We start from the raw sequence: 25,269 nt of genomic DNA, 5'->3' as shown, positions 1-25,269 counted from the left end.
CCTAATGAATAAATCAGCTTTTCTTGAACTGATACAGAAAGCTTCGAGCATTACAGACCTGCAGACTGCGGAACTGGAAAAGGTAGCACATGCCTTCCCCTACTGCCAGACTGCCCACCTGCTCCTGGCCAAATCTGCTTACGACAAGGGAAGCATGCTTTCTACACAGCGTTTGCGCCGGGCAGCCTCTTACGCCACCGACCGCCAGTTACTGAAGCGTGTCATCTACACTTCGCCTGTTCAGGCACCGGAATTTGACGAAGCAGCAATATTAGAAGAGCAAACTATAGTTAAGAAGTTTGAAGAAACAGCAACTATAGATCAGCCGGAAATTATAGTTGATGAATCCATAATAGAATCAGAAACCATAATTGAAGAGGCTCCTGAAATCAGCCAGGATAATAATGAAACCGAAACTATAGTTGACACTGAAAGTCTTTTAGAAGAACAAACTATAGAAGAAGAAACTATATTTACTGAAACGGAGCTTAACCCTACTGAATCAGTTACTGACGAAGAGCAGATAGAGAACCAGGCCGATGCCGTTGCAAGTTTAGTAACAGAACCAGTAGCTACTTCGGATGCCGAACTGGCAGATCTGCTGACTATAAGCAGCCTGAATACTTCATTTACTGCCCTGCTCACTCAAACACCTGATCCTGAGATAACAGAAGAAAGTTTAGCAACAGACAACTCGCAGCTTTTGCATGATACGGAAGCAGCGCTCCAAGAAATTGAGCTACAACCAGAAGCTATAACATCACAGGAAACTATAGTTGATGCCTCCCCTGTCGCCCCTGCTTTAGTAATTAACGCGGATGTATCGGAAGTTAAAACGGCTCATAATCCAGAAGATGCTCAGGTAAACTATAACTTTGATGAGATAGACCGCATGTACGCGGAAGATGCCCTGGGCTATTGGATGGGCTCGAGCAGAATGGGTGAACAGTTGCAGCTTAAAAACGACTATACACGCCCTAAGCCATATGCTTTCCATCCGGAACTGATACTGGAATACAATAAGACCCACGAACTTGAGAAAGCCATTCAGCCTGCAACGAATATATTAAGCGAGCAACTGGATATCATTGATCAGTTCCTTAAGCTTAACCCAAGGCTGAAAACAATGGCTAACATCAAGCTTAAAGAAGAGCCGCAGGAAGACCTTTCTCTTAAAAGTTCGAAGATCAAAAAAGGAATGGCCTCCGAAAACCTTGCTAATATCTTCTTAAAACAAGGCAAAGTTAAAAAGGCTATCAAAATATATGAGCAACTCATTTTGAAAAATCCGGAAAAAAAGAGTTACTTTGCTGAACAGATAGAAAAATTACAAAACATAAACTAAGATGTACATCGCCCTTATCAGTATTATCGTTTTCATTTGCGTGTTGCTAATTCTGGTTGTGCTAGCACAAAACCCTAAAGGAGGCGGGCTTTCCAGCCAGTTCGGAGGTAGCACCAGCCAGCTAATGGGTGTAAAACGTACTGGTGACCTTCTTGAAAAATTAACCTGGGGTTTCGCAATTGCCCTGGTAGTATTAACACTTGGTACTCACATGATGGTTAGCACAGCTAACGAAGGTGCTGCTGGTACCAGCATTAACGAAGAGCGTGCACGTCAGTCGCAGGTTCCGGGTGCTGCTCCTGCTACATTGCCAGGCTCAACAACAGATACAACTGCTGCTATTCCATCTCCTGCTGATATACCAGCAATGGTTGACACAGCAAACAACGGAAACTAGGTAACTATACCCTCAGAATATCAGTAAGCCAACCTGCATAAGGTTGGCTTTTTTATTTATAGTTTCTGCCATCATTTCGGTCCTGTTCACCAAAAAAGTTCCGTTGTCTGTCACAAAATGACAAAATTGTCAGGCATGACAGCTGCTTAGTCTGCAAAATTGGCTTAAACTATAGTTAAAAGCAGCTTGGCACAAGAAGTGATAAGTACTCTTCGGTTTCAAAGTTTAATTTCAACCATAAAACCTAATAACATTAACAAACTATGTCAATCAGCATTAAACCATTAGCAGACAGAGTAATTGTAGCTCCTGCTGCAGCAGAAGAAAAAACGAAGTCTGGTATCATCATTCCGGACACTGCTAAAGAAAAACCACAGCGTGGTGAGGTAGTAGCCGTTGGCGAAGGCAAGGTATCAGAGCAAGGTACATTAATGCAGCCACAAGTTAAAGTAGGCGACCAGGTGTTGTATGGCAAGTATGCCGGTACTGAGATCTCTATAGATGGCGGTGACTACCTGATCATGCGAGAGTCAGATATCCTGGCAGTACTTTAATCTATTCAATAAGTAAAAACTTAATCAGATCATATAAAATATGGCTAAGAACATCACATTTGATGCCGACGCACGTGGCAAAATTAAAGCCGGTGTAGACAAACTGGCGAATGCTGTAAAAGTTACATTGGGTCCTAAAGGCCGTAACGTAATCATTGACAAAAAATTCGGTGCCCCTACTATCACAAAAGATGGTGTTTCAGTTGCGAAAGAGATCGAACTGAAAGATCCTATCGAGAACATGGGTGCGCAATTAGTAAAAGAAGTTGCTTCTAAAACTGCTGACCAGGCGGGTGACGGTACTACTACTGCAACTGTACTAGCTCAGGCTATTTACACTGCGGGTATTAAGAACGTAGCTGCTGGTGCAAACCCAATGGACTTAAAGCGTGGTATCGACAAGGCAGTGCATGCTGTGGTTGAGAACCTGCGCCAGCAGTCTAAAAAGATCGAGAACTCATCTGAAATTGCCCAGGTAGGTACAATCTCTGCCAACAACGACGCTGAGATCGGTAAAATGATCGCTGATGCGATGGATAAAGTTGGTAAAGACGGCGTTATCACGGTTGAGGAAGCAAAAGGTACTGAAACTGAAGTGAAGACTGTAGAAGGTATGCAGTTCGACCGCGGTTACCTGTCTCCTTACTTTGTGACGAATGCAGAGAAAATGGAAGCTGACTTCGACAATCCTTTCATCCTGATCTACGACAAGAAAGTTTCTACTATGAAAGAGCTTCTGCCGGTATTAGAGCAGGTTGTTCAGACTGGTAAAGGCCTGGTTATAGTAGCTGAAGATGTAGACGGCGAAGCACTTGCTACATTGGTAGTTAACAAACTGCGTGGCTCGCTTAAAATTGCTGCTGTTAAGGCTCCTGGCTTCGGCGACAGAAGAAAAGCAATGCTGGAGGATATCGCTATCCTGACTGGCGGTACAGTAATTTCTGAAGAGCGTGGCTACAAGTTAGAAAACGCTACGCTGGAGTATCTTGGTAAGGCTGAAAAAGTGATCATCGACAAAGACAACACAACTATAGTTAATGGTGGTGGTTCTAAAGATGATATCGTAGCCCGTATCAACCAGATCAAATCTCAGATGGAATCAACTACATCTGATTACGATAAAGAAAAACTTCAGGAGCGTCTTGCTAAGCTTTCTGGTGGTGTTGCTATCCTTTATATCGGTGCTTCTACTGAAGTGGAGATGAAAGAGAAGAAAGACCGCGTAGACGATGCATTGCACGCTACAAGAGCTGCCGTTGAAGAAGGTATTGTAGCTGGTGGTGGCGTTGCACTTATCCGTGCGCTGGATGCCCTTAACAACATCGACGTTTACAATGCTGACGAGCAGACTGGTGTAAGCATCATTAAAACTGCACTGGAAGCTCCGCTTAGAACGATTGTTGCCAACGCTGGTGGCGAAGGTTCTGTAGTGGTACAGGCTATCCGCGAAGGCAAAGCTGACTTCGGTTACAATGCCCGTGATGACAGATATGAGAACATGTTCGCAGCTGGTATCATCGACCCTACTAAGGTTACACGTCTTGCTTTAGAGAACGCTTCTTCTATTGCTGGCCTGCTTCTTACTACAGAGTGTGTAGTATCAGAAGAGCCTGCTGAAGAAGGTGCTCCAATGGGCGGTGGCATGCCAGGTGGCATGGGCGGCATGGGCGGCATGATGTAATCAGACATCCCATAGTAAATAGTATATAAAAAAATCCCCTGTAGCGTTTGGTGCAGGGGATTTTTGTTTTCTGTCTGAATCAGGATTTACAGGATTGAAAAGAATTTTCAGGATTAGGCTTGTTCAATCGCAATAGAACTATAGGCTTCATTCAGATTAGCACCTCCTATTATCATACTCCACAAAGTCACTCCCAAATCTGTAAAACGCGGTAGTTTATCACAAACTTACTAACCTTCTAACTTCCAAAATTTCTAACTCTTTAACTCACTAACTCCTAAACTCTATAACTGCCTTATCTTTATAGTTATGTCGTGCGGAGCCACTTCATCGCCGCCAAAATATGGGTATAGTTGGTAGCCGTTTCCCGTTCCGCTGCAACCTCTCGGTAAAGTAATTTCAGCTCCGTTCACCCTGAAAATATAGTTACTACCATCCAATCTTAATTCATAAGTATAGGCTTTGTTCAAATCTACTGTACTGATATAGGCCGATGCTCGATTGCCGTTATGATAAACATACCCATGGATCTCTAGCTGATCATTCAGCCAGCGCCAGCCAAAGCGGGCGCTGTTGGTCTGATGTGATGAGCTGCAGTCGGCCATGCCGTATAGTTTATTTATGTCCCATTGATTAACCGGGTCAATGGAAGTATAAATAGCCGACTGATCAAAAATAGCTTCAAAGCGCAGGGTATTGGTACGTAGGCTCTTAAATGTATTGTTCGTAGCCGAATGTTCCCCTTTCTGGATCAGATAAGTTGTGTACGCGGCAGGTTTAACCTTTCGGGCATTCTGAGTTATAGTTTGCGATCTTAACCCCGGACGTACATCTGTACTGGAATCTTGTTCACAAGCACTAAAAAGAATAGTTAAGCCGAGTGCTAATATACCATTCAGGATCAGTCTATAGTTTGCCATAGTTTTATAGTTAGCAGGTAGCATAGTCTGGACTTTGACAAGCCCAGAGTTTGCTACCTACTTACGTTTTGTTAAACCTATAAGGCAACTATAAACAGGTAAAGTTATATTAATTTAGTGAATGCTTATTTTTTAGATGTCGCGGATAGCAATTGTTATGTCATGTGGCGCAACTTCATCTCCTCCATAATAGGGATATAGTTGATAACCCTCTGCAATGCCATTACAATGCCTTGGCAACTCTACACTCTCACCGTTAAGTATAAATACATACTTATTATCCTGTAAACCTATCTCGTACCTATAAGCTTTATTTAGCTCTACCGCACCTACCAGTTTCGAGTGCCTTACTTTATTCAGGTAAGTATAAGCGTGTATCTCGAGTTGGTTGTCGAACCAGCGCCAGCCAAAACGGGCGCTGTTGCTGTGGTGGTCGGTGCGGCAATCGGCTACGCCGTATAGTTTGTTTATGTCCGCCTGGTTGGCTTTATCAGTAGTCTGGTAAATGGCTGATGCATCAAAAGTGGCTTCAAACGTAAGCTCACTCACATTTCGGATAACAAACGGGGAATCGGAACTATGCTGCCCTTCTTTTATAGTATAAACTATAGTTTCAGGTTCTGTTGTTTTAGGCACAGGGGCAACGGTTACTGTCTGGCAGGCAGCAAGGGCAATAAACGAAAGCGCAACGAATGGCTGCCACTTTCCGGGTAAAGAAAACATGGGCTAAAAGTGTAAAATTTTGGCTATAAGTTAATTTTTAAAGTATATGCAATAGTATATATAAATCCCTGACGTTTAAGCAACTATAAGCTTCGCATCTATAAAGCAAAAGTATAAAATTTATAACATAAAAAAGGCCCTGCTATTTTTAGCAGGACCTTTTTTATAAAATTATTTTAAAACGATGCTTAGCCGCGACCGTGCATCATGTACATTAACTTACGGGTAAGCGCTATCAGTATTAAACCAGCCAGGATCACGAAACCACCGATGGCAGAGAAAATAGTGAAGGCACCCAGTTCCTCAACATAAGAAGCAATGTAACCACCTGCGATCTGGGCAATGAACGGTGCCAGGAACCAAACACCCATCAGCATAGATACCAATGTAACTGGTGCAAGACGCGTAACCATAGAAAGACCGATCGGAGAAAGGCAAAGCTCACCAATAGTATGGAAGAAATAAGTGGCGATCAACCAGGCAATGCTTGCTTTGATCGTTTCATCTTCAACGCCACCACGCTCCATTACGGCACCAACCATAAAGAAGAAACCAACACCAAGCAGGATCATACCCAGACCCATTTTAGTTGGGATGCTCAGGTCTTTGCCGCGCTTGGCCAGGAACAACCAAAGCTGTGCAGTAAGTGGGGCAAACATTACAATGAACAATGGGTTAACAGACTGGAACCAAGAAGTTGGGATCAGGTAACCAAATACTTCACGATCGATGTATTTATCTGTGTAAACTGTAAGCGAGCTACCTGCCTGCTCAAAACCAGCCCAGAAGAAAATAACGAAGATTGAGATGATGAAGATTACAGATACACGGTCGATCTCCTCTTTTGTAAGCTTATCCGCTTTCTTAGGCAGTCCAGTTGATTCGTCAGTCTCAGCTTTCACTGGCTTCAGACCAATATCACCAAGTAACTTTGGTCCTAAGGTATTAAATACGATCTGGCCGATAACCATACCGATACCGGCAGCAAGGAAACCATACTGGAAACCATAGTTGGTTACAGTCTCTACACCATTAATTACAGCTTTTGTAGCAAAATAATCTTCGGCAAGGTAACCGCACACCAGTGGCGCAAAAAATGCACCGATGTTGATACCCATATAAAAGATTGTAAAAGCAGAATCGCGGCGTGGGTCGCCTTGGGCATACAGGTTACCAACTATAGAAGAAATGTTAGGTTTAAAGAAACCATTACCTATAATTAACAGTAACAGGCCAAGGTAGGTCATTTCGACGCCAACGTAAGGCGTTGAGAACAAACTGAACTGGCCAAGAGCCATCAGCACACCACCTATCAGGATGGCGCGTCGGTGACCTAAGAATTTATCGGCCAACCAACCACCTATAATAGGCGTAAAATAAACGAAACCGGTAAAGTAACCATAAATTAAAGCTGCATCTGCTACACTGTAGCCCAAACCGCCTTCCAGGGCAGTTTTTGTAAGATATAGCATTAATAGGCCACGCATCCCGTAGTAGCTGAAGCGCTCCCATAACTCAGTAAAGAATAACAGGTACAGCCCTTTGGGATGCTTCAGATTTTCTTTATCCGCTGCAGCATCAGGGTGTTGTAGGTTGACAGACATAGATTTAGATTAGTTGATTGTTAGTTTAAATAGTGAAGTTACGCATACAAAGAAGGTAAATATATTAGTTTACACACAAACTGGCAAATATTTTACGTTATATAGTATAACTGTTATATCCATGTTATTATAAATTACCTAACCATTACGTTGATATATTATTTTTCATATTTTTGTCACATAATTAGTTATTAAACATCACCTTATTTTAATAAACCCAATAAATTTCAAATGAAAGAATCTGGACATAAATCTAATGCAGCAGGTTTAGACAGCTTAGGTATTAAAGAGGCGAAAGAAGTGCTTTGGAACCTGAGTCCGGCTGAGCTGGTAGAAGAAGCCATTAAAAATGGCGAAGGTGCCCTTACCGATACCGGTGCATTGATGTGCGATACAGGTAAATTTACCGGTCGTTCCCCAAAAGACCGCTTCGTAGTTAAAGACGCCAAAACAGAAAACTCTGTTTGGTGGGGTGATATCAATATCGCATTTGACCCAGAGAAATTCGACCAGTTACAGGCTAAAATGGTGGATTTCCTGAAGGATAAGAAGCTGTATGTACGTGATGCGTATGCAGGTGCTCATCCTGATTACCGCTTAAACCTTCGTATAGTTAATACCCAGGCATGGCAGAATCTATTCTGCAATAATATGTTCCTGCGTTTAACGGAAGAAGAGATTGCCAACCACAACCCGGAGTTTACTATCATATGTGCTCCTGAGTTCCAGGCTGATCCGGAAGTAGACGGAACACGCCAGCCAAACTTCGCGATCATCAACTTTACCAAGAACATGATCTTGATCGGTGGTACAGGTTATGCCGGCGAAATGAAGAAAGGTATCTTCGGTGTGCTGAACTATATCCTACCACACGAAAAGAACACATTATCGATGCACTGCTCTGCCAACGTTGGCCAGGAGGGTGATACTGCTATTTTCTTTGGTCTGTCAGGTACAGGTAAAACTACTCTTTCTGCTGACCCTAACCGTGGCCTGATCGGTGACGATGAGCATGGCTGGGCTGCTGACTCAGTATTTAACTTTGAAGGCGGTTGCTATGCAAAAGTTATCGACCTGACAAGAGAGAAAGAACCACAAATCTGGGATGCCATTAAATTCGGAGCTATAGTTGAAAACACGCGTTTCTACGAAGGAACAAGAACTGTAGACTATACCAACAGCTCTGTAACAGAAAACACACGTACAGCCTACCCTATTAACCACATCGACAATGCTGTGGAGCCATCAAGAGCAGATATTCCTAAAAATATCTTCTTCCTGACAGCTGATGCATTTGGCGTATTGCCTCCGATTTCTAAACTGAATGCGAGCCAGGCCATGTACCACTTTATCTCTGGTTACACTGCAAAGGTTGCCGGTACTGAGGTTGGTATCACTGAGCCGCAAACTACCTTCTCTGCCTGCTTCGGTGCGGCGTTCCTGCCACTTCACCCAACCAAATATGCAGAAATGCTGGGTAAGAAAATGGAAGAGAACAACGTAAACGTATGGCTGATTAACACAGGCTGGACCGGTGGACCTTACGGTGTAGGCTCACGTATGAAGTTGCCTTACACGCGTGCCATGATCACGGCTGCGCTTAACGGCGAACTGAATGATGTGAAGTATACCAAGCACCCGATCTTTGGTGTAGAGATGCCTAACACCTGCCCTAATGTACCGGATGAGATCCTGAACCCACGTAACACATGGGCAAATAAGGAAGAGTACGATGCAAAAGCGACAGACCTGGGTACTAAATTCGTGAAGAACTTTACGAAATACGCAAGTTACGCTAACGATGAGATTCTGGCCGGTGCACCTCAGGTTGAGGTAACCATAGACTAACCATCTCATAACTATAACATTAAGCCCCGCTGCCACCACGTAGCGGGGCTTTTTATTGAAAACCTATATTAGCGTAAAGGCTATAGTTTCGTATATTTATCCGTATAGTTTCTAAAGTTCATAATTACATCAGAACTGTAAACTTAACTATAGCTAACAGGTTAACTATAAGGCAGTAGCAATTTAACAATCAACCATCTAACAATTAAACAAGTGCACCTTTTCTACACGCCGGATATACATTCAGAATTCTACACCTTAAACGAAGAGGAATCGAAGCACTGTACTCGTGTTTTGCGCCTGCAGCAGGGCGACACCGTGTACCTGGTTGATGGGAAAGGTAATTTGTTTACGGCCATTATTCAGGATGCCAACCAGAAGAAATGTAAGCTGCAAACTATAGAAAAACAGCCTGAATATGGTAAACTATCTTACATATCGCACATAGCCGTAGCTCCCACCAAAAACATGGACCGTATGGAATGGTTTGTAGAGAAGGCAGTTGAGATAGGTGTTACGGAAATCACATTCCTGTTGTGCGAGCATTCGGAGCGCCGCCAGCTGCGTTTAGACAGGCTTGAGAAGATCGCGATCAGTGCCATGAAGCAGTCACAGAAAGGGTATCTGCCCTTACTGCACGACCTCACTCCTTTTACAAAATTTGTACAACAGTCTATACAGGATCGTACATTTATTGCTCATTTAGAAGAAGATGCTACTAAATCTATAAAGCATTACTATGACTCCGGAAAGCCGCACTGCATTATGATAGGTCCGGAAGGAGATTTCTCACCAAATGAAATAAAGGCAGCTTATGAAGCGGGTATCCGTCCGGTTACACTGGGCGAAAGCCGCCTTCGAACCGAAACTGCCGCCTTGGTTGCCTGCCACACGTTACAGGTATTGCACGAGATCTATTCAGCGTAACATTAAATCGAACTATAAACTATAGCTATGAAACAAACCCTTCTCCTGTTTTTTGCATTGCTGCTGGCTACACCACTACTGGCGCAACGCTATAGTTTAAAAATTGCCAAACTAAAATATAACGGCGGCGGCGACTGGTATGCGAATAAAACATCGTTACCTAACCTTATCAATTTCTGCAACCAAAACCTGAACATGAACATAAAGCCGGACGAAGATGTGGTGGAGATCGGTAGTCCTGAACTATACAGCTATCCGTTTGTGCACATGACGGGCCACGGTAATGTGGTTTTCTCGGATGCGGATGCACAAAATCTACGCAATTATCTTACCAGCGGCGGCTTTCTGCACATCGACGATAACTATGGCCTGGATAAATACATCCGCAAAGAAATGAAGAAGGTATTCCCGGAGTATGACTTTGTAGAGTTGCCTTTCGACCACCCTATTTACCGCCAGAAGTATACTTTTAAGAATGGCCTACCCAAGATACACGAACATGATAACAAACCGCCACAGGGCTTTGGTATTATGCACAAAGGCAGATTAGTGTGTTTCTATAGTTACGAAACTGACTTGGGTAACGGCTGGGAAGATGCCGAAGTACACAACGACCCCGAAAACAAACGCCGCGAAGCCTTACAGATGGGTGCTAACATTTTAACGTTTGCTTTAACGCAAGGCAGCGGGTTGCAATAATTGAATTTTGATTGAATGAGTGAATTAGAATACGCATTTTTATGCCATTGTTGGTGTTTTCACCAACAATCCAACTATAAGGTTCCATTTGCCTGCTCACGAAACACACAGCAATGGCGTTAAATCATCTCTGTTAGGGCCCTTATTCCATCTGGCAATTTAACAATCAGCAATTAATACTTCCTGTTAAAGATCTCAGACAAAATAAATGCGTCGCGGGCTGTAGTTGGGTTCCTGAGTATAGAAGGATCAAATGCTCGAAGGGCAACTTTGGGCTTTACTTCGTAATGCTCAAAAGACGCTGTTCTTTCAATCGGCTTACGTTTCGGTATAGTTCTCTCTAAAGATACGGCTGCCGGTGCCTGGTGCTCATAAACACTTACTTTAGGAGTTTCAACTGTATTGAACTGCTTAACAGGTTTCTCATAGATCACTTCCCTTGTTTGCGCTTTTGCCTGCTCCATTTTAGGCTGCAGTTCGCGCAGAATATCCTCAAAAGACGTTACAGGCACAGCTGGCCTGCTCTGGGTTTGAGGACGCTGCACAGGAGGCTCGTTCTCATCCCTGAACTTTTTCGGCTGGTTGTTGTCTTCCTTAAAATACTTCCTAAAAAAGGTGAACAGGAAATACCCAACTGCCAGCAGTATGTAAAATATGACCTTAAAATCTTCCATCTGTTCGTCGTATTATCAAATATAGCAATTTTATAGTATAAATCCTCTGCAACTATAGCTATAGTTAGGCAAACTATAGAAATCATAAAAACTATAGTTTAATCCGCTGTTACACTGTCTTAGATACGAGAAATAGTCTTATTTTTGAGATTAGAATTCAGAATTTCTGCTTTTAGCGAATGCAAGTATCAAGATTAGAGATCAAAGGCTTCAAGAGTTTCGGCGACCGCGTGGTCATCAACTTCGACGAAGGTATAACAGGAATTGTAGGGCCGAACGGCTGCGGTAAATCCAATGTGGTGGATGCCATCCGTTGGGTGCTGGGCGAACAGAAGACCCGTAACCTCCGCTCCGACAAAATGGAGAACGTGATATTTAACGGCTCCAAAACCCGCAAGCCGGTGCAGATGGCCGAAGTATCTATCACCTTCGATAACAACCGAGGCGTACTGCCAACTGAATATTCGCAGGTTACGGTTACCCGCCGCTACCATCGCTCTGGCGACAGCGAATACCTGCTGAATGGCGTGCCCTGCCGTTTAAAAGACATCAACGAACTTTTCCTGGACACCGGTATAGGCTCCGACAGCTACGCAATCATCGAGCTAAAGATGGTGGACGAGATACTGAACGATAAGGAAAACTCGCGCCGACTGTTGTTCGAAGAAGCTGCTGGTATCTCTAAGTTCAGAGTCCGTAAAAAGCAGACGCTAAAAAAGCTGGAAGAAACGGATGCCGACCTGGAGCGCGTTGAAGACGTGTTGTTCGAGATCGGCAAGAATATGAAAACGCTGGAAAGGCAAGCAAAACAAGCTATTAAGTATTTCCAGTTAAAGGAAGACTATAAAAAGCATAGCCTGGAGTTTGCCCGCCGCAACATAAGCCAGTACCAGCAAACCATGGAGCGCCTGGAGCAGGACGTGCAGCGCGAAACAGCTTTGAAGGAAGATTATGTGGGCGCCGTAACAGAAGCTGAAGACGCCATCGCCGACCAGAAAGAAGAGCTGAACCGCACTCAGGAACAACTCGGTGAGATGCAGAAAACCATGCAGGTGCAGACCTCAAAACTGCGCCAGCTGGAAAACGATATCAAACTAAAAGCAGAACGCAGCACTTATCTTAAGGAGCGTATTACGCAGCTTCGCCAGCAGATAAGCCAGGACTCGTCGAATGTAGAGCACATACAGGAAAGTATAGTAGAGCTGCGCGATGAACTCGCAACCGTGCAGGAACAATTTGGCGCTGCCGAAGAACAGGTACAGACGCTGAAAGAGCAACTACAGGACGCTAACGAGCAAAAGCAGACCTTACAGGATTCTTTCCAGGACCTGAGCCTGCAGCACCGCGACAAGCAGAATGCCGTTTTCCAGCACCACAAGCAACTTGAGATCAGCAATGTGCAGATACAAAGTATAGTTTCTGACCTGGACCGCATGGAACAGCAGCAACTAACCGCTGATGAAGATGCCGAGCTATTGGCAGAGCAACTACAGGAAGCCCAGGAACTGCTTGAAAACACCACTACAGAACTGGTAAGCCTGCAGGCTAAAGAAGAAACACTTCTGCAGAACATCGAGAAAACCGAACAGGACATTGAAGCCTTGAAAGAGCAGCTCGTTGACCTGAACCGTACCCGCGACGCGAAGCAGAATCAGTACAACCTGACCAAAGCGCTGGTTGAGAATATGGAAGGCTTCCCGGAAGCTATCAAATTCCTTTCTCAGACCGATACCTGGCAGAAGCCCGCTCCTCTCCTTTCGGATATTATAGTTTGCGAGCCTGATTATAAAGGGCTTATTGAAGCCTATTTGGAGCCTTACATGAACTTTTTTGTGGTGGATGAACTACAAGAGGCTTTAGATGCAGTAGAGTTGCTGAAGAGTCAGAATAAAGGCCGCGCCAGCTTTATTATCCTTTCTGAGATTGAAGAACTCGAACCAACCGCCACTTACTCCGAAGGCGACCTGAAAGCTGCTTACGAAGTGGTAAAAGCCGACAAGAAGTACAGCGAACTGCTAAAGTACATGCTCCGGAATGTATACATCAGCGAAGAAGTAAACCTGTACGACACAGACTATAAAACTATTTTGCTGAAAGACGGCTCGGCTATTAAAAAGCCGCTGAGTTTATCAGGCGGATCTGTTGGAGTGCTCGATGGTAACAGACTTGGCCGTAAACAGAACCTGGAAACGCTGGCTAAGGAAGTTGAAGAATTGGTAAAGCAGGCTGATCTGATGCAAAGCCGTGTAAATGCGCAGCAACAGATCCTGCTGAACTATAAAGGTGAATCGCAGAAAGAGCGTATTAAGGAGCTGGAGCGAGAAACAGCAAAACAGCAACAGGAACTGCTAACTATACGCATCAAACACGAGCAGCACCAGCAGAACCGCCACAACTATACCCAGAAAAAAGAAGAGCTGCTGCAGCGCAAAGATGAACTGAGCAAGCTGTTCCTGGAGATGTCGCCGGTAGCGGAAACCGACCAGCAGGAACTGAAGCGGCTGGAAGAAGAAATAGCCGTATTTACATCCCAACTGAACCGCCAGCAGGAACAGATCGCTGTCATCAACGGCATGTATAACCAGGAGAACATCCAGTTCCACCAGCTAAAGAACCGCTTTGCCAGTTTACAACAGGAGATCAGCTATAAGCAGAAAACCGTTGAAAGCAACCAGGAACGCATTGAGAACCTGAAGCAGGAAATGGCCAAGGCCGAAGAGGAAACAACTATAGCCAATGACTTTATAGAAGAAAATGAAGCTATAGTGGAGCAGATGACCGAAGCCCGTCGCGAGTTTGGTTATGAACTGGAAGCTATCGAGAAGAAATATTTTACCCTGCGCGGTGAGCTCGACGAGAAAGACAAAACCATACGCGAACTGCAACGCAAACGTCAGAATGCTGATGAGCTTTTAATGCGCATGCAGCAGGCACTGAACGATACAAAGATTAAACTGGTATCGGTGCAGGAAAGACTTGCAGTGGAATTCAACATCGAAACAACAGACCTCGCTTTACCAGCTGACGAAACTATAGAAATGCCAACGGACGAATTGAGCAACTATATTTCCGGCTTGCGCTCTACAATCGATAGAATGGGCCCTGTGAACGCGATGGCTGCCGAGGCGTACGTTGAGATTGAAGAGCGTAATAACTTCATTACAACGCAGCGTAACGACCTTGTTAACGCCAAGAATACCCTGATCGAAACTATTAACGAGATCGACACGGTAGCTAAGGAGAAATTCCTGGAGTCGTTCAACGAGATCAAGGGCAACTTTATACGCGTGTTCCGCAGCCTCTTTACCGAAGAAGATAACTGCGACCTGGTGATTACTGACCCGAGCAACCCGCTGGAATCTAAGATCGAGATCATGGCCCAGCCAAAAGGCAAGCGTCCGTTAACTATAAACCAGTTGTCTGGTGGCGAGAAAACGCTTACGGCCATATCGCTGCTTTTCGCTATTTATCTGCTTAAACCTGCGCCGTTCTGTATTTTTGATGAGGTAGATGCCCCGCTTGATGATGCTAATATTGACAAGTTCAACAACATCATCCGCACGTTCTCCAACGAGTCGCAGTTTATAGTTGTAACGCACAACAAGCGCACCATGGCCTCTACCGACGTAATGTATGGCATTACGATGATCGAAGCCGGTATCTCCAGAGTAATTCCTGTAGACCTGCGGCAGATAGCGTAAACAATAGCTTAAATTATATAACAAAAAAGCTCCTGAATTCTATAGTTCAGGAGCTTTTTTGATTTTATGTTTTATTATGTTGCAAGTTTAGCGACAGTGCAACTTGTGACTGTACATGGGGCCAGTTTGTAACTGGCGTTTTTTAGGTTTTATAGTTTCGGCAGTTACAAACTGCCGGCAAATTTAACCACCAGTTACCGCTGCGCTCAAACTGGCGGAATATTAGATGTGTTATCTATAGTCTAAACTATAGCATCGATCTCTTTTTGCAGCTTTTTAGTGAGCTTTGATTTTACCAAACCATAGCTCTGCTTAACATAAGTTTCCCACTCTGTATCATTCAGCCCGCTCCATTCCTGCACATTCACCCATTTATTGCGGGCCATGTACGGAGCCGGAACTATAGTTGGCCGTCCTACCATTTCATCAAACTGCTCATCAGTAACTTTAAACGAAACAGAGTGTGGTGCATCAATGCTGGTTACACAGAACATCTTCTCTCCTACTAAAAAGCAGAGGTCAGCGCCCCACTTAATATCCTCTGTTACACCTGGCAAGCCCAGGCATAGTTCACGTAGCGCTTCAATATTCACTTTCTAACTTTTTAACTTACAGACTTTTTAACTTACCTTACTCCCTGATCCGGGTACTTACCCGTTTTAGTTCTATAGAAGGCCATTATCTTTTCCATGTCAGCTTCAATATCGCCGGTTGGGTAAATGGTTGGTCCGATGCCAGCTTCCTTTTTAGCGTAGTCCAGGTAACCTAAAACAATAGGCACGCCTGCACCCTCTGCTACATAATAAAAACCGCGTCTCCAACGAGGCTGGTATTTACGGGTGCCTTCCGGTGTTACCATCACGCACATATCGCCTGGCGTTTCTTTAAATATCCGGATCATGGCGTCCACCATCTTTGTGTTTTTTGATCTGTCGACAGGCAGGGCACCCATAGAACGTAGCAGGCCGCCAAACGGAAACCTCATAAATTCTTTTTTAATAGTATAGCGTATAGGGGCATCCATGAGGTAAAATGCTGCACGGGCGTAAACAAAGTCCCAGTTACTGGTGTGTGGTGCAGCGATCATGACACAACGTCGGTTCTCGGGCGTAAGAGTGCCGTTCAGTTTCCAGCCGGAAACTTTGAAAAGGAGATTAGATAAAAATTTAGCGATCATGTGGGTGTTTATACATCCGGTTAAGCAGCCTATAGTTAGACTTGCTTATAAGATTAGATTCAAAGTGTATAAATACGCACAATAAAGCTTTTTTACAAACCGATTTTGATAACGTGCGCGCGTTTACGCAGAAGGTATGCCTGGAAACCTACTCCTACCATTGGTCCGAAAGTAGTATAGGTCTGGTCGTCTTTCTTCTGACGGAAATAACGGAAAGAAAGCATCGGCTCTATGGAGAACTTTTCGTTAAAGAAAAAAGCATATCCTACGCCTACAGATGCATCTAGTAGATTTGACTGAAAACCATCTGAAAAATTATGCTTGCCTACGCTTACCCCGGTTTCACCAAAAACACCATTATCGAGGTAGTAACGCACAAAGGGACCAGCCATAAAGTAAGTCTCTTTAAACGGTTCCTGTTCCGGATCAGAAGTTACTTTGGTATTCTCGTGAAACAAGTTGAGGTTTAAACCTACTGCAAAATCATTGGTAACAAAATAGCCGTTCTTAGATTGCAGATTCGCCTGTATTCTTCTTCCTTCTTCCTGTTGTCCGTTTATCGAATGCAGGTTATCCGAAGTCTTGTAAGCAAAGCCACTCAGAGAGCCCCCAACTAAAATAGAGCCGTGCTTTACTTTTGCTTTAAACATGAAACTCTCGTTTTCCTGGGCAATAACTAATGAAGGGAGTACTAAAAATAGAAGTAGAATTTTTTTCATATGCATAAAGGGTGTGGGCTAAATATGCATATGTACGTTTGATATTAAAAACGTTTACACTATAACTATATTTTTTTTAATTTAATAAATAAGCCTGCTTTTGTAAACTATAGTTAGTCTATATTTCAGTACAATTAATTTGTGAAAGATTAGTCAATAATCAGCTGCTTCAGGTGCTTTTCTAAATGCAGGGTATAGCGGTAGCCAATGTCAAAAATCTCATCTGCTTTCCGAAAACTCATCAGGCGGTAATACTTAAGTTCAGGTGGTTCTATTAAAAAATCACAGAGATGCAGGCGCATCTTCACATTGTTATTGATAGCCAGGTGCGCCGTTCGCTCTACCATGCTCCGCAAGGTGGTAATTTTTGCCTGGTGGTTAATAGGATTTACATGCACGCCTATCTTTATATCACAATTCTGGTGCAATGGGTCAACCGGCATATTATTCAGCAGTCCACCATCGTTAAGCAATTTACCCTGGTAAGCGATCGGATGGTAAAGAATTGGAACTGCTGATGAAGCTATAAGGGGTTTGATGAGTTCGCCAGTTGAAAAGTAAACACTCACGCCTTCGTTCATCTCGGTGGCACTAACTATAACCGGGATTTTCAGATCCTCAAAGCAGGCATTTTTCCCAAGGTACTTTTCGTATAATTTCTCTACTTCATCCAGATGCAGAAAACCGATCTTACCAAAAGCTGGACGAATGATCTTAAATACACTAAGCTCTCTTATCAGCTTCAATATCTCTTCTGGGGAATAACCTGCTGCATAAAAAACGCTGGCAATAGCTCCGGAGCTTACCCCCGATAAAATAGATACTTTTATACCCAGCTCATCCAATGCCTTTAATACACCCAAATGCGCAATACCCCGGGCCCCACCTCCCGACAAAGCAAGTCCTATCTTCACAGGCTATAGTTCGTTTAGGCTAAACGTATCTTTTAACCGGACGCCTTTTTCGGTTTGCTGCACGGTACAGCATTCATTCACCGCATCATGTTCAAAAAACAGGATATAGTTTTCGGAGGCAGCCTTGTCCAGGAAAGCAGCTTTCTCTTCCATCGTTATAAGCGGGCGTGTATCATAACCCATCACATAAGGCAACGGAATATGTCCAGCAGAAGGCAACAGATCAGCCATATAAACCAGTTTATTCCCTTTATAGTTAATAACTGGCAGCATCATTTTATCGGTGTGTCCATCCACGTAAATGATATCAAACTGCGGTATTGGGGAAGGCTGAGACGGATCAATGAACTTTAAATGTCCACTTTCCTGCATCGGAAGAATATTCTCTTTCAGAAAAGAAACTTTTTCACGCGGGTTTGGCTCTGTAGCCCATTTCCAATGGTCTGCATTAGACCAATATGTAGCGTTCGGGAATACTAACTCCAAATCTCCATTACCATTTTTATACTTTACGCCACCACCACAATGATCAAAATGCAGGTGCGTCAAAAACATATCAGTTACATCTTCAGGGGCAAAACCGGCAGCTTTGAGCGAACCATGCAAAGTTGCATCGCCGTGTAAGTAATAATGACTGAAAAAACGCGCATCCTGCTTATCTCCTATCCCATTATCAATCAGTATCAGTCTGTCTCCGTCCTCAATCAGCAAACAGCGCATGGCCCATGTACAAAGGTTATTCTCATCAGCCGGATTAGTGCGTTGCCAGAGTGTTTTAGGCACTACACCAAACATGGCCCCTCCATCCAGCTTAAAAAAACCTGTATCTATAACGTGAAGATTCATAATAGTTAGAAAGTTAAAAAGTTTGGAAGTTAGAAAGTTAGCATGAGTTAAGAATGATAAAATCACTTAATTCAACACGCTACATAAACAACTCCATAAAACTAACAGTGGCTAATATATTAAAACAAAAAAAGGTAACAAAGCCTATGCAGCTTTATTACCTTTCTAACTTTTTAACTTCTATAATTTCTAACTCTCAAGAACCACTCCCATATCCGAGAATTTGTCGATACGCTGCATGATGCGATCTTCTGTATCTAAAGCCTCCAGTTCGTCCAACAATTTGATGATCTCTCGTTTCATAGTTTTCATCATCTTGTCTGGCTCTGTGTGAGCACCACCAAGAGGCTCTTTAATGATACCGTCTATCAGCTTATGTTGCAACATATCTTTTGCTGTTAACTTTAATGCCTCAGCTGCCTGCTCCTTATAGTTCCAGCTGCGCCATAGTATGGAGGAGCAGGATTCCGGAGAAATAACCGAATACCAGGTGTTTTCCAGCATCATCACGCGGTCGCCAATAGCAATACCCAATGCCCCTCCCGACGCACCTTCACCTATTATGATACAGATAACAGGAACCTTCAGCATGAACATTTCTTTCAGGTTACGCGCAATCGCTTCACCCTGTCCGCGCTCCTCAGCTTCCAGTCCAGGGAATGCACCTGGCGTATCAATAAGCGTAACGATAGGTTTGCTAAACTTCTCGGCCATTTTCATCAGGCGAAGAGCTTTTCGGTAGCCTTCCGGATTAGCCATACCAAAATTGCGCATCTGACGCTGCTTGGTATTGCGCCCCTTCTGCTGACCAATAAACATGATGCTGCGGCCTTCTACTTCACCAAAACCACCAACCATCGCTTTGTCATCACCAACAGTACGGTCACCGTGTAGTTCCACGAACTTATCAGTGATACCGTTGATATAGTCTAATGTATACGGCCTGTCCGGGTGACGGGAAAGCTGTACACGCTGCCAGCGGGTAAGGTTGGCATACGTTTCCTTTTTCAGGTTCTTTATTTTCTCTTCCAGAGCCTTTACCGCCTCCGAAACATCTACCTGGCTCTCGCTGGCCAGTTTTTTCATTTCCTGCAGTTTGCCTTCTAAGGCAGCAATTGGCTGTTCGAAATCTAAAAGCATATTTTCTTCGCTAGTAATTCGCTACAAATTTAACAGATTATGTTATTACAGGTAAGTAAGTAGAGAAAATATAGTGTAATTGAAAAATAAATGTGGTGTATTACAGCAAATTAGGTTTTAGCAACTAAAATATAGTATGAAAAATATGCTTAGCACTTGCAGAATCAAAATTAACACTATACTTTTGTATCACTTTAACGAACAGCGTTAGGGAAAACAAAGTTGGTCCGGTAGTTCAGTTGGTTAGAATGCCGCCCTGTCACGGCGGAGGTCGCGGGTTCGAGTCCCGTCCGGACCGCAGATTATCTGCGGTCATCGCTTGTAGAGCAAAAGGCTCTGTTATTTCAATTTATTGGTCCGGTAGTTCAGTTGGTTAGAATGCCGCCCTGTCACGGCGGAGGTCGCGGGTTCGAGTCCCGTCCGGACCGCTCTTAACAAAAGAGCCCTTGAATTAATTTTCAAGGGCTCTTTTGTTGTTTGTACCTATCCAATTATTATCGGTTCTCTGAAGATTTAAGGATATTTACATTAAAAGTTTATAGTATAAACCTAAATAAATTGCACGAGCTTGCGGAGTGGTTTTAGAAAGCGTGTGTAGAAAGGTGGATTCAGGCCATTGATGCGCCAGGCATTATAGTCTTCCTGGTTTGCCCGCATACGATTCTTGAGTGTTACATTACTCTTGCCACCAACCCGCATTTTCACAAGCTTTTCAGGAATATAGGTAGTGGTGATCTGGTGCTTATACAGGTAACGTAGCATTAACTCATAATCAGCAGCACTTTTGAACTCTGTGTTGTAAAGACCTAGCCTTTGATATACTTCACGTTTTACATAAAAAGTGGGGTGAGGCGGCATCCAGCCATACAAAAAGCTTTGCCTATTGTAGTCCCCTGACACCCAGTTACGCACTACTTTCTCTGTATTTGCTCTCTGTACATATAAAAGGTCACCATAAACACTATCAGTATTCTTAGCTTCAAAAGCTTCAGCAACCAAGGCTATACTATTTGGGGAGTAGAATATGTCGTCAGAATGTAAGAAACCAATTACATCACCAGTTGCTAGCTTTATACCTTTATTTATGGCGTCATACAATCCGCCATCCTTCTCCGAAACAAACCTGCTAATTTTATCGCCATACTGATTCAGTATCTCAATTGTTCCATCTGTAGACAAACCATCCACAACAATGTACTCGATGTCAGGGTAAGTTTGCTCCAGTACAGATGCTACCGCATCAGCTATAGTTTCGCGGTTGTTGTAGACGATGGTAATGATGGATACTTTCAAGAGCTACTACTTATTGTTTAGCTAATTTGGCGTTCACGTTTAGGAATGGCAGGGTTGCCTTGATAAATGGTATAAGTTTCCAATTCCTGGGTGGCGACAGAAGAGGCAGCAAGCACACTATGCGAACGACAGGTAACACCAGGACAAACTATAGCTTTCGCACCTATCCAACATCCTTCTTCTAAAGTTATTCCACTAACTAGTAAATCAAAGGTTGACTTTTTATAGTTATGGCTACCAGTAAGCAGCATAGCCCCCTGCGAAAGCGTTACATTATCTTTTATACATACATGAGTAAGGTTATCGATCCAGACATTCTCCCCTACCCAGACAAAATTACCGACCTCGAGCAACCAGGGGTATTTTATATTGACAGCTGGTTTAATAACCACTCCCTGCCCTATTTTAGCACCGAACAGCCGTAGCAACCACACTTTTACACTACTAATTGGGTTAAGAGGGTTGATGAGGAAAATTACGTTCACAAAATACCACAGCACACGCTTCACCGGACCTGCGCCAGGGTTGTACCAATCATTATTATAGTTGCTTAATCTAACAGTATTCTTTTCTTCTGTTATCACCAGATTAATCTATTTTAAATAATTTTAGATTTTGGGCCACGGCCTCACTATCCTGCACATATTGTTTTGCATAAAGATACGCAGCCTCCGAAATAATATTATAATCTTGCTGCGTATGGTCCAACATGTATTGTATCTTATTTGCAAAAGTATATGGCTCAGAGAGTGAAATATCAAACCCGACTCCTAAACCTTCTAATTCCTTCCATGGCGTCTGATCACTGATAATTACTGGTCGTCCGGCAGACAAGCTTTCCAGTATCACATGTCCAAAATTTTCGCCACGCGTTGGCATAAATAATGCATGATAATCCTGAAGTGTTTCATGTACGCGTTGGCTTTCCAGGCTGCCTTTATAGTTTACTTCTATATTTGAAGGTAAAGCTTTAATTAGCTGTTCACACCCAGACCAATAGCTCTCATTGTAAATTGGCCCATAAATGTCAAAAACAATATTACCATTGTAAGTATACTCTTTGAGAACTTCTAAAGCATATAAAGTATTCTTTTCGGGGGATATACGAGCGATATAAACCAACCGTAAACTCTCCTGCTCCTTAATATGTTGTTTATTGCTAACTATAGTTGCAGTTTTAGGGAAATTAGGTGCAACCTTGATTTCCTGCTTACTACCAAAAACAGCTTTGATATGCTCTTTTTCTGCTTCGTTGGTAGCATGAAAACTTACACCCTTGTAAAGTCCCAACAATTGAGACATCTTCAGGAATATCTTCTTTTTGCCTCCTTTTACCTGTATTGCGCTCGGTGCCAGCATACCCCTTGCCGAAACTATAGTCTTATAGCTAAGCTTCTTTGCGATTCTTAAAGGCATAATTGAAAAGTAAAATGAATAAACCCCATTTACAAATAGCACATCAGCCTTCGCTTCCTTGGCAGCTTTTGTAAGTGTACTATATTTCAAATTACCAGCCGAACTATAAAAGACCTGCAGATGTGGCGCCAATTGGTTCCAGGTATCTGATTTTACCGAAGAGTAAGGTTCTGTTTCACAATAGTCAGTATCTCTCGTGATTACCCAGAAATCAAAATCATTTTTTAGATGCTCTACCAAATTCGCACACGACTGAATTGGTCCACCAGCTTTGTAACCAGGCAAGAACCAGTCTATGAAAATGAGGATGCGGGGTTTGGACATCAGAGTTTTTTGTAAAGATCAATATATTGTTGCGCGATGGCTTTATTGCTATAACGTTTACAATTTTCAAGCCCAGCAGCGATCAGGTTTGTACGAAGTTCATCATCTTGTAGCAGCTTTAAAATTCCATCTCTGATCTCAGATACATTAATAGGATCAACCAGTAAAGCTCCGCTGCCGGCTACTTCCGGCATCGAGCTACAGTTACTTGTAATCACTGGCCTACCAGTAGCCTGCGCTTCGAGAATTGGCACTCCAAAACCCTCAAACAAAGAAACGAAGGTTACGATATCTGCCTGAGCATATAACGTCCGCAATTCCTCATTTGTGATGCCAACATGATTCTTATAATTGATCTTATACTTTATCAGCAACTTTTCCTGCTCGTGAGTTAGTTGCCCGACAATCATGAAGGTGCACGCTATACCAGCCAGGGCTTCTATAGTACGCTCCAGGTTCTTATTGTACTTTGTACCGACCTGTAAAATTGTAGGGTTCACTTTGTTAAAAGACTTTGGCTGATAAGTAAACTCAGGAGAGATAGCATTGGGGATTACAACCACTTTATCTGGGTTAACTGTTAACGCTTTTAACAGCTTATCTTTAGTGGTTTGGGAAACTACCGTTACATATTTTACCCTGGCAACCGGCATACGCAACCAGAATAACTGCAATAAAAAATTAGTTAACCGGTTATTCCGATTAAGCGACTCGATATCATGTATCGTAAGGATTGTTTTACCCTTCGGTAACAGAAGCACTATAAAATTAACATCACCTGTTATGTGGTTGACCTCTCCCCTCTTTCTAAACGTTTCCCAAACGAGTTTTATCCTGTTCAAAAATCCGTCACTTTGTCTGCTTAGGAAGTGGTTGGTATACTTAATACCAACAGGAAGTTCCATTTGAAAATTGAGAAATAGGTTCTCAATACTGAAAGCGCCCGGACGTAACTTTCGGAAGAAGTAAGTGATATGCATCAGAAAAGCTTAGATTTCTACTTTCAGAATATTTTTGAAACTCCAGAACACTATAAACATTGCGATCGAAGCTTTTACGACATAATTCAATGTTGTAATCAGATCTGTTTCCGCTTTAATAACCTGCAGAAACAAGAAAGGTATCCACAAGAGTAACGTAGTATTTTCACGGCTTTTGAGAAGAATAAAACGAAGGATAAAACTAAAGACCAACCCAATAAAGAACATAAATACCATGCCCCCACTACGCCCATAGTTGGCATAGGCTTCTCCAATGATACTTATATTCATACTCGTACCATATTGTAATTCTATACCAGTAAACCGGAACATATTTTCCCGCCCTCCTGCTGTGGCTTTTGACTCAACTATAAAACGCGGTAACAAGGAAGCCACAAAAGCATTCTCAATAGTTTCACCATTTGCATAAGGTTGTCTGTAAGGCACGTAGTTCATTACACGAGCAATAATCCAGCCTTGATTTAAACGCGTAATCGTCAATTCATTTTTCTTAGCTTCAAAAAGTTCTCCTGGTGATATAAAAGATGAGAGGACCATGGAAGTAAAGAGCTCGGTACGTGCAAATGAACTTAAAGATGCATTAGACCACGCAATGTTACGATATTGGTACTTAACAGACTGTAACACCAAGAGCATGAAAAAACCAGCTACTACATAAGCCAGTTTTTTAGGCATACTAATATAGATTTTTATAGAATAAACAAAAGCAAAAAATAAACCCCAAAGTATAAGGTCATGAAAAATTGCAGACGCTAATACTTCAAGCAAAAGAAAACCAAAAACAAAATAGAGAACAATTTTACTACTGTCCTTGCTGAGATACAGGTAAAAAGCACCTAAGTATTTCAAATGAGACAAGAGATACAGAAAAAAGTAAAGAGCTGGAGGCGCAAAAGCTGACAATAAACTGGCTGCAAAACCAATTCCAAGTAAATAATATGCGCCCTGTTTTCTGGCTGTGGTGGCTTCTTCTATTTTTCCAAGTTGAGTAAGAGAAACGTTTTGAGCATGAAGAACAGGCAGCGATAATCCGATATAATAAAGTATAGTACCGGGTATAATGTAACTAAAATATGTCTCCTCCGGAATATTCATTCCATAAAAGGGATGATTAATACCGGTATAATAACTCAGGATTGGGCCAATAATCCATTGCAGGGATGCAATAAAGCTAATTACTAAGTTTACTGGTATGCCTTCTCCGAAACCGAATAATAGGTTAATAAAAACATAGCAAAAAAAGACAGCTCCTGCTATGGCCCATAAAGACAAACTGGTGAAAGCCAGCAATAGGATTACCAGGCTGGTTAATATACCAACCTGGTATGCTACTTTATTTTGCTGGAATTCGTCCATTTTGTTTTTT

At 42.9% G+C, this 25,269-nt stretch carries 23 protein-coding genes and 2 tRNA genes; 10 read left to right on the top strand and 15 right to left on the bottom strand.

Annotation, left to right across the window (positions count from 1 at the left end; genetic code table 11):
• Positions 1 to 4: 4 nt before the first annotated feature.
• From ABS362_RS12360 to groL, 4 genes are all read left to right on the top strand, one after another.
• Positions 5 to 1,345 (top strand): tetratricopeptide repeat protein, encoded by a 1,341-nt coding sequence (locus ABS362_RS12360; RefSeq protein ID WP_350412789.1) that lies wholly within the window; start codon positions 5 to 7, stop codon positions 1,343 to 1,345.
• Position 1,346: 1 nt separating this feature from the next.
• Entirely contained in the window at positions 1,347 to 1,742 is a 396-nt protein-coding gene (secG, locus tag ABS362_RS12355) for a preprotein translocase subunit SecG (protein WP_350412788.1), read from the top strand.
• Positions 1,743 to 2,005: 263 nt separating this feature from the next.
• Positions 2,006 to 2,296, top strand: coding sequence for a co-chaperone GroES (gene groES, locus ABS362_RS12350; RefSeq protein WP_199111582.1), 291 nt, complete (start codon positions 2,006 to 2,008; stop codon positions 2,294 to 2,296).
• A gap of 40 nt (positions 2,297 to 2,336) precedes the next feature.
• Positions 2,337 to 3,977: a chaperonin GroEL gene (gene groL, locus ABS362_RS12345; RefSeq protein ID WP_350412787.1), complete on the top strand. Its 1,641-nt coding sequence runs from the start codon at positions 2,337 to 2,339 to the stop codon at positions 3,975 to 3,977.
• Between the two features lie 284 nt (positions 3,978 to 4,261).
• Here groL and ABS362_RS12340 read toward each other — a convergent pair whose 3' ends face one another.
• The 3 genes from ABS362_RS12340 to ABS362_RS12330 form a co-directional block, all read right to left on the bottom strand.
• Entirely contained in the window at positions 4,262 to 4,897 is a 636-nt protein-coding gene (locus ABS362_RS12340) for a hypothetical protein (protein WP_350412786.1), read from the bottom strand.
• A gap of 132 nt (positions 4,898 to 5,029) precedes the next feature.
• Entirely contained in the window at positions 5,030 to 5,620 is a 591-nt protein-coding gene (locus ABS362_RS12335; RefSeq protein WP_350412785.1) for a hypothetical protein, read from the bottom strand.
• A gap of 188 nt (positions 5,621 to 5,808) precedes the next feature.
• The gene (locus ABS362_RS12330; RefSeq protein ID WP_350412784.1) at positions 5,809 to 7,224 is read right to left on the bottom strand and encodes a peptide MFS transporter; all 1,416 of its coding nucleotides are present in this window, start codon (positions 7,222 to 7,224) and stop codon (positions 5,809 to 5,811) included.
• Between the two features lie 231 nt (positions 7,225 to 7,455).
• Between ABS362_RS12330 and pckA the strand changes: the two genes are divergently transcribed.
• The 3 genes from pckA to ABS362_RS12315 all read left to right on the top strand — a co-directional run bounded on the left by pckA (position 7,456) and on the right by ABS362_RS12315 (position 10,698).
• Positions 7,456 to 9,072 carry a phosphoenolpyruvate carboxykinase (ATP) gene (gene pckA / locus ABS362_RS12325; RefSeq protein ID WP_350412783.1) on the top strand — a complete coding sequence of 539 codons (1,617 nt, stop codon included), beginning with the start codon at positions 7,456 to 7,458 and terminating at the stop codon, positions 9,070 to 9,072.
• A 213-nt stretch (positions 9,073 to 9,285) separates the two neighbouring features.
• Entirely contained in the window at positions 9,286 to 9,999 is a 714-nt protein-coding gene (locus tag ABS362_RS12320) for a 16S rRNA (uracil(1498)-N(3))-methyltransferase (protein ID WP_350412782.1), read from the top strand.
• Positions 10,000 to 10,026: 27 nt separating this feature from the next.
• Positions 10,027 to 10,698 carry a DUF4159 domain-containing protein gene (locus ABS362_RS12315; protein WP_350412781.1) on the top strand — a complete coding sequence of 224 codons (672 nt, stop codon included), beginning with the start codon at positions 10,027 to 10,029 and terminating at the stop codon, positions 10,696 to 10,698.
• A 173-nt stretch (positions 10,699 to 10,871) separates the two neighbouring features.
• Here ABS362_RS12315 and ABS362_RS12310 read toward each other — a convergent pair whose 3' ends face one another.
• The gene (locus ABS362_RS12310; RefSeq protein WP_350412780.1) at positions 10,872 to 11,372 is read right to left on the bottom strand and encodes a hypothetical protein; all 501 of its coding nucleotides are present in this window, start codon (positions 11,370 to 11,372) and stop codon (positions 10,872 to 10,874) included.
• A gap of 179 nt (positions 11,373 to 11,551) precedes the next feature.
• On the opposite strand from ABS362_RS12310, the gene smc reads away from it, so the two are divergent.
• A complete protein-coding gene (smc, locus tag ABS362_RS12305) occupies positions 11,552 to 15,073 on the top strand; it encodes a chromosome segregation protein SMC (protein WP_350412779.1) in 3,522 nt (1,173 codons plus the stop codon).
• 242 nt (positions 15,074 to 15,315) lie between these two features.
• Here the strand turns inward: smc and ABS362_RS12300 are convergent, their stop codons facing one another.
• From ABS362_RS12300 to ABS362_RS12275, 6 genes are all read right to left on the bottom strand, one after another.
• The gene (locus ABS362_RS12300) at positions 15,316 to 15,666 is read right to left on the bottom strand and encodes an MmcQ/YjbR family DNA-binding protein (protein ID WP_350412778.1); all 351 of its coding nucleotides are present in this window, start codon (positions 15,664 to 15,666) and stop codon (positions 15,316 to 15,318) included.
• Between the two features lie 32 nt (positions 15,667 to 15,698).
• Complete coding sequence (locus ABS362_RS12295; protein ID WP_350412777.1) at positions 15,699 to 16,250, bottom strand: 1-acyl-sn-glycerol-3-phosphate acyltransferase; 552 nt, start codon at positions 16,248 to 16,250, stop codon at positions 15,699 to 15,701.
• A 92-nt stretch (positions 16,251 to 16,342) separates the two neighbouring features.
• Positions 16,343 to 16,969: an autotransporter domain-containing protein gene (locus tag ABS362_RS12290; protein ID WP_350412776.1), complete on the bottom strand. Its 627-nt coding sequence runs from the start codon at positions 16,967 to 16,969 to the stop codon at positions 16,343 to 16,345.
• A 149-nt stretch (positions 16,970 to 17,118) separates the two neighbouring features.
• Positions 17,119 to 17,883: a patatin-like phospholipase family protein gene (locus tag ABS362_RS12285; RefSeq protein ID WP_350412775.1), complete on the bottom strand. Its 765-nt coding sequence runs from the start codon at positions 17,881 to 17,883 to the stop codon at positions 17,119 to 17,121.
• A gap of 3 nt (positions 17,884 to 17,886) precedes the next feature.
• Positions 17,887 to 18,729 carry an MBL fold metallo-hydrolase gene (locus ABS362_RS12280; protein WP_350412774.1) on the bottom strand — a complete coding sequence of 281 codons (843 nt, stop codon included), beginning with the start codon at positions 18,727 to 18,729 and terminating at the stop codon, positions 17,887 to 17,889.
• Positions 18,730 to 18,918: 189 nt separating this feature from the next.
• Positions 18,919 to 19,869, bottom strand: a complete 951-nt coding sequence (locus tag ABS362_RS12275) for an acetyl-CoA carboxylase carboxyltransferase subunit alpha (protein WP_350412773.1) — start codon at positions 19,867 to 19,869, stop codon at positions 18,919 to 18,921.
• Between the two features lie 224 nt (positions 19,870 to 20,093).
• On the opposite strand from ABS362_RS12275, the gene ABS362_RS12270 reads away from it, so the two are divergent.
• Positions 20,094 to 20,167: transfer RNA gene (locus ABS362_RS12270), tRNA-Asp, on the top strand.
• A gap of 56 nt (positions 20,168 to 20,223) precedes the next feature.
• Positions 20,224 to 20,297 (top strand) — tRNA-Asp (locus ABS362_RS12265).
• 121 nt (positions 20,298 to 20,418) lie between these two features.
• On the opposite strand, the gene ABS362_RS12260 is transcribed toward ABS362_RS12265, so the two are convergent.
• Genes ABS362_RS12260 through ABS362_RS12240 form a run of 5 tightly spaced genes read right to left on the bottom strand, consistent with a single transcriptional unit; the run spans position 20,419 to position 25,259 of the window.
• Positions 20,419 to 21,162: a glycosyltransferase family 2 protein gene (locus ABS362_RS12260; protein ID WP_350412772.1), complete on the bottom strand. Its 744-nt coding sequence runs from the start codon at positions 21,160 to 21,162 to the stop codon at positions 20,419 to 20,421.
• A 17-nt stretch (positions 21,163 to 21,179) separates the two neighbouring features.
• Entirely contained in the window at positions 21,180 to 21,743 is a 564-nt protein-coding gene (locus ABS362_RS12255; RefSeq protein ID WP_350412864.1) for a WcaF family extracellular polysaccharide biosynthesis acetyltransferase, read from the bottom strand.
• A gap of 7 nt (positions 21,744 to 21,750) precedes the next feature.
• A complete protein-coding gene (locus tag ABS362_RS12250; protein WP_350412771.1) occupies positions 21,751 to 22,902 on the bottom strand; it encodes a glycosyltransferase family 4 protein in 1,152 nt (383 codons plus the stop codon).
• Positions 22,902 to 23,882, bottom strand: coding sequence for a glycosyltransferase family 4 protein (locus tag ABS362_RS12245; RefSeq protein WP_350412770.1), 981 nt, complete (start codon positions 23,880 to 23,882; stop codon positions 22,902 to 22,904). The genes ABS362_RS12250 and ABS362_RS12245 overlap by 1 nt, the downstream gene beginning before the upstream one ends.
• A gap of 9 nt (positions 23,883 to 23,891) precedes the next feature.
• A complete protein-coding gene (locus ABS362_RS12240) occupies positions 23,892 to 25,259 on the bottom strand; it encodes a hypothetical protein (protein ID WP_350412769.1) in 1,368 nt (455 codons plus the stop codon).
• Positions 25,260 to 25,269: the final 10 nt, after the last annotated feature.

It is taken from the genome of Pontibacter populi, from assembly GCF_040278685.1.
Taxonomy (GTDB): Bacteria; Bacteroidota; Bacteroidia; order Cytophagales; family Hymenobacteraceae; genus Pontibacter; species Pontibacter populi.
The sequence above is the reverse complement of the archived record's forward strand: the minus strand, read 5'-3'. Positions and strand labels throughout refer to the sequence as shown.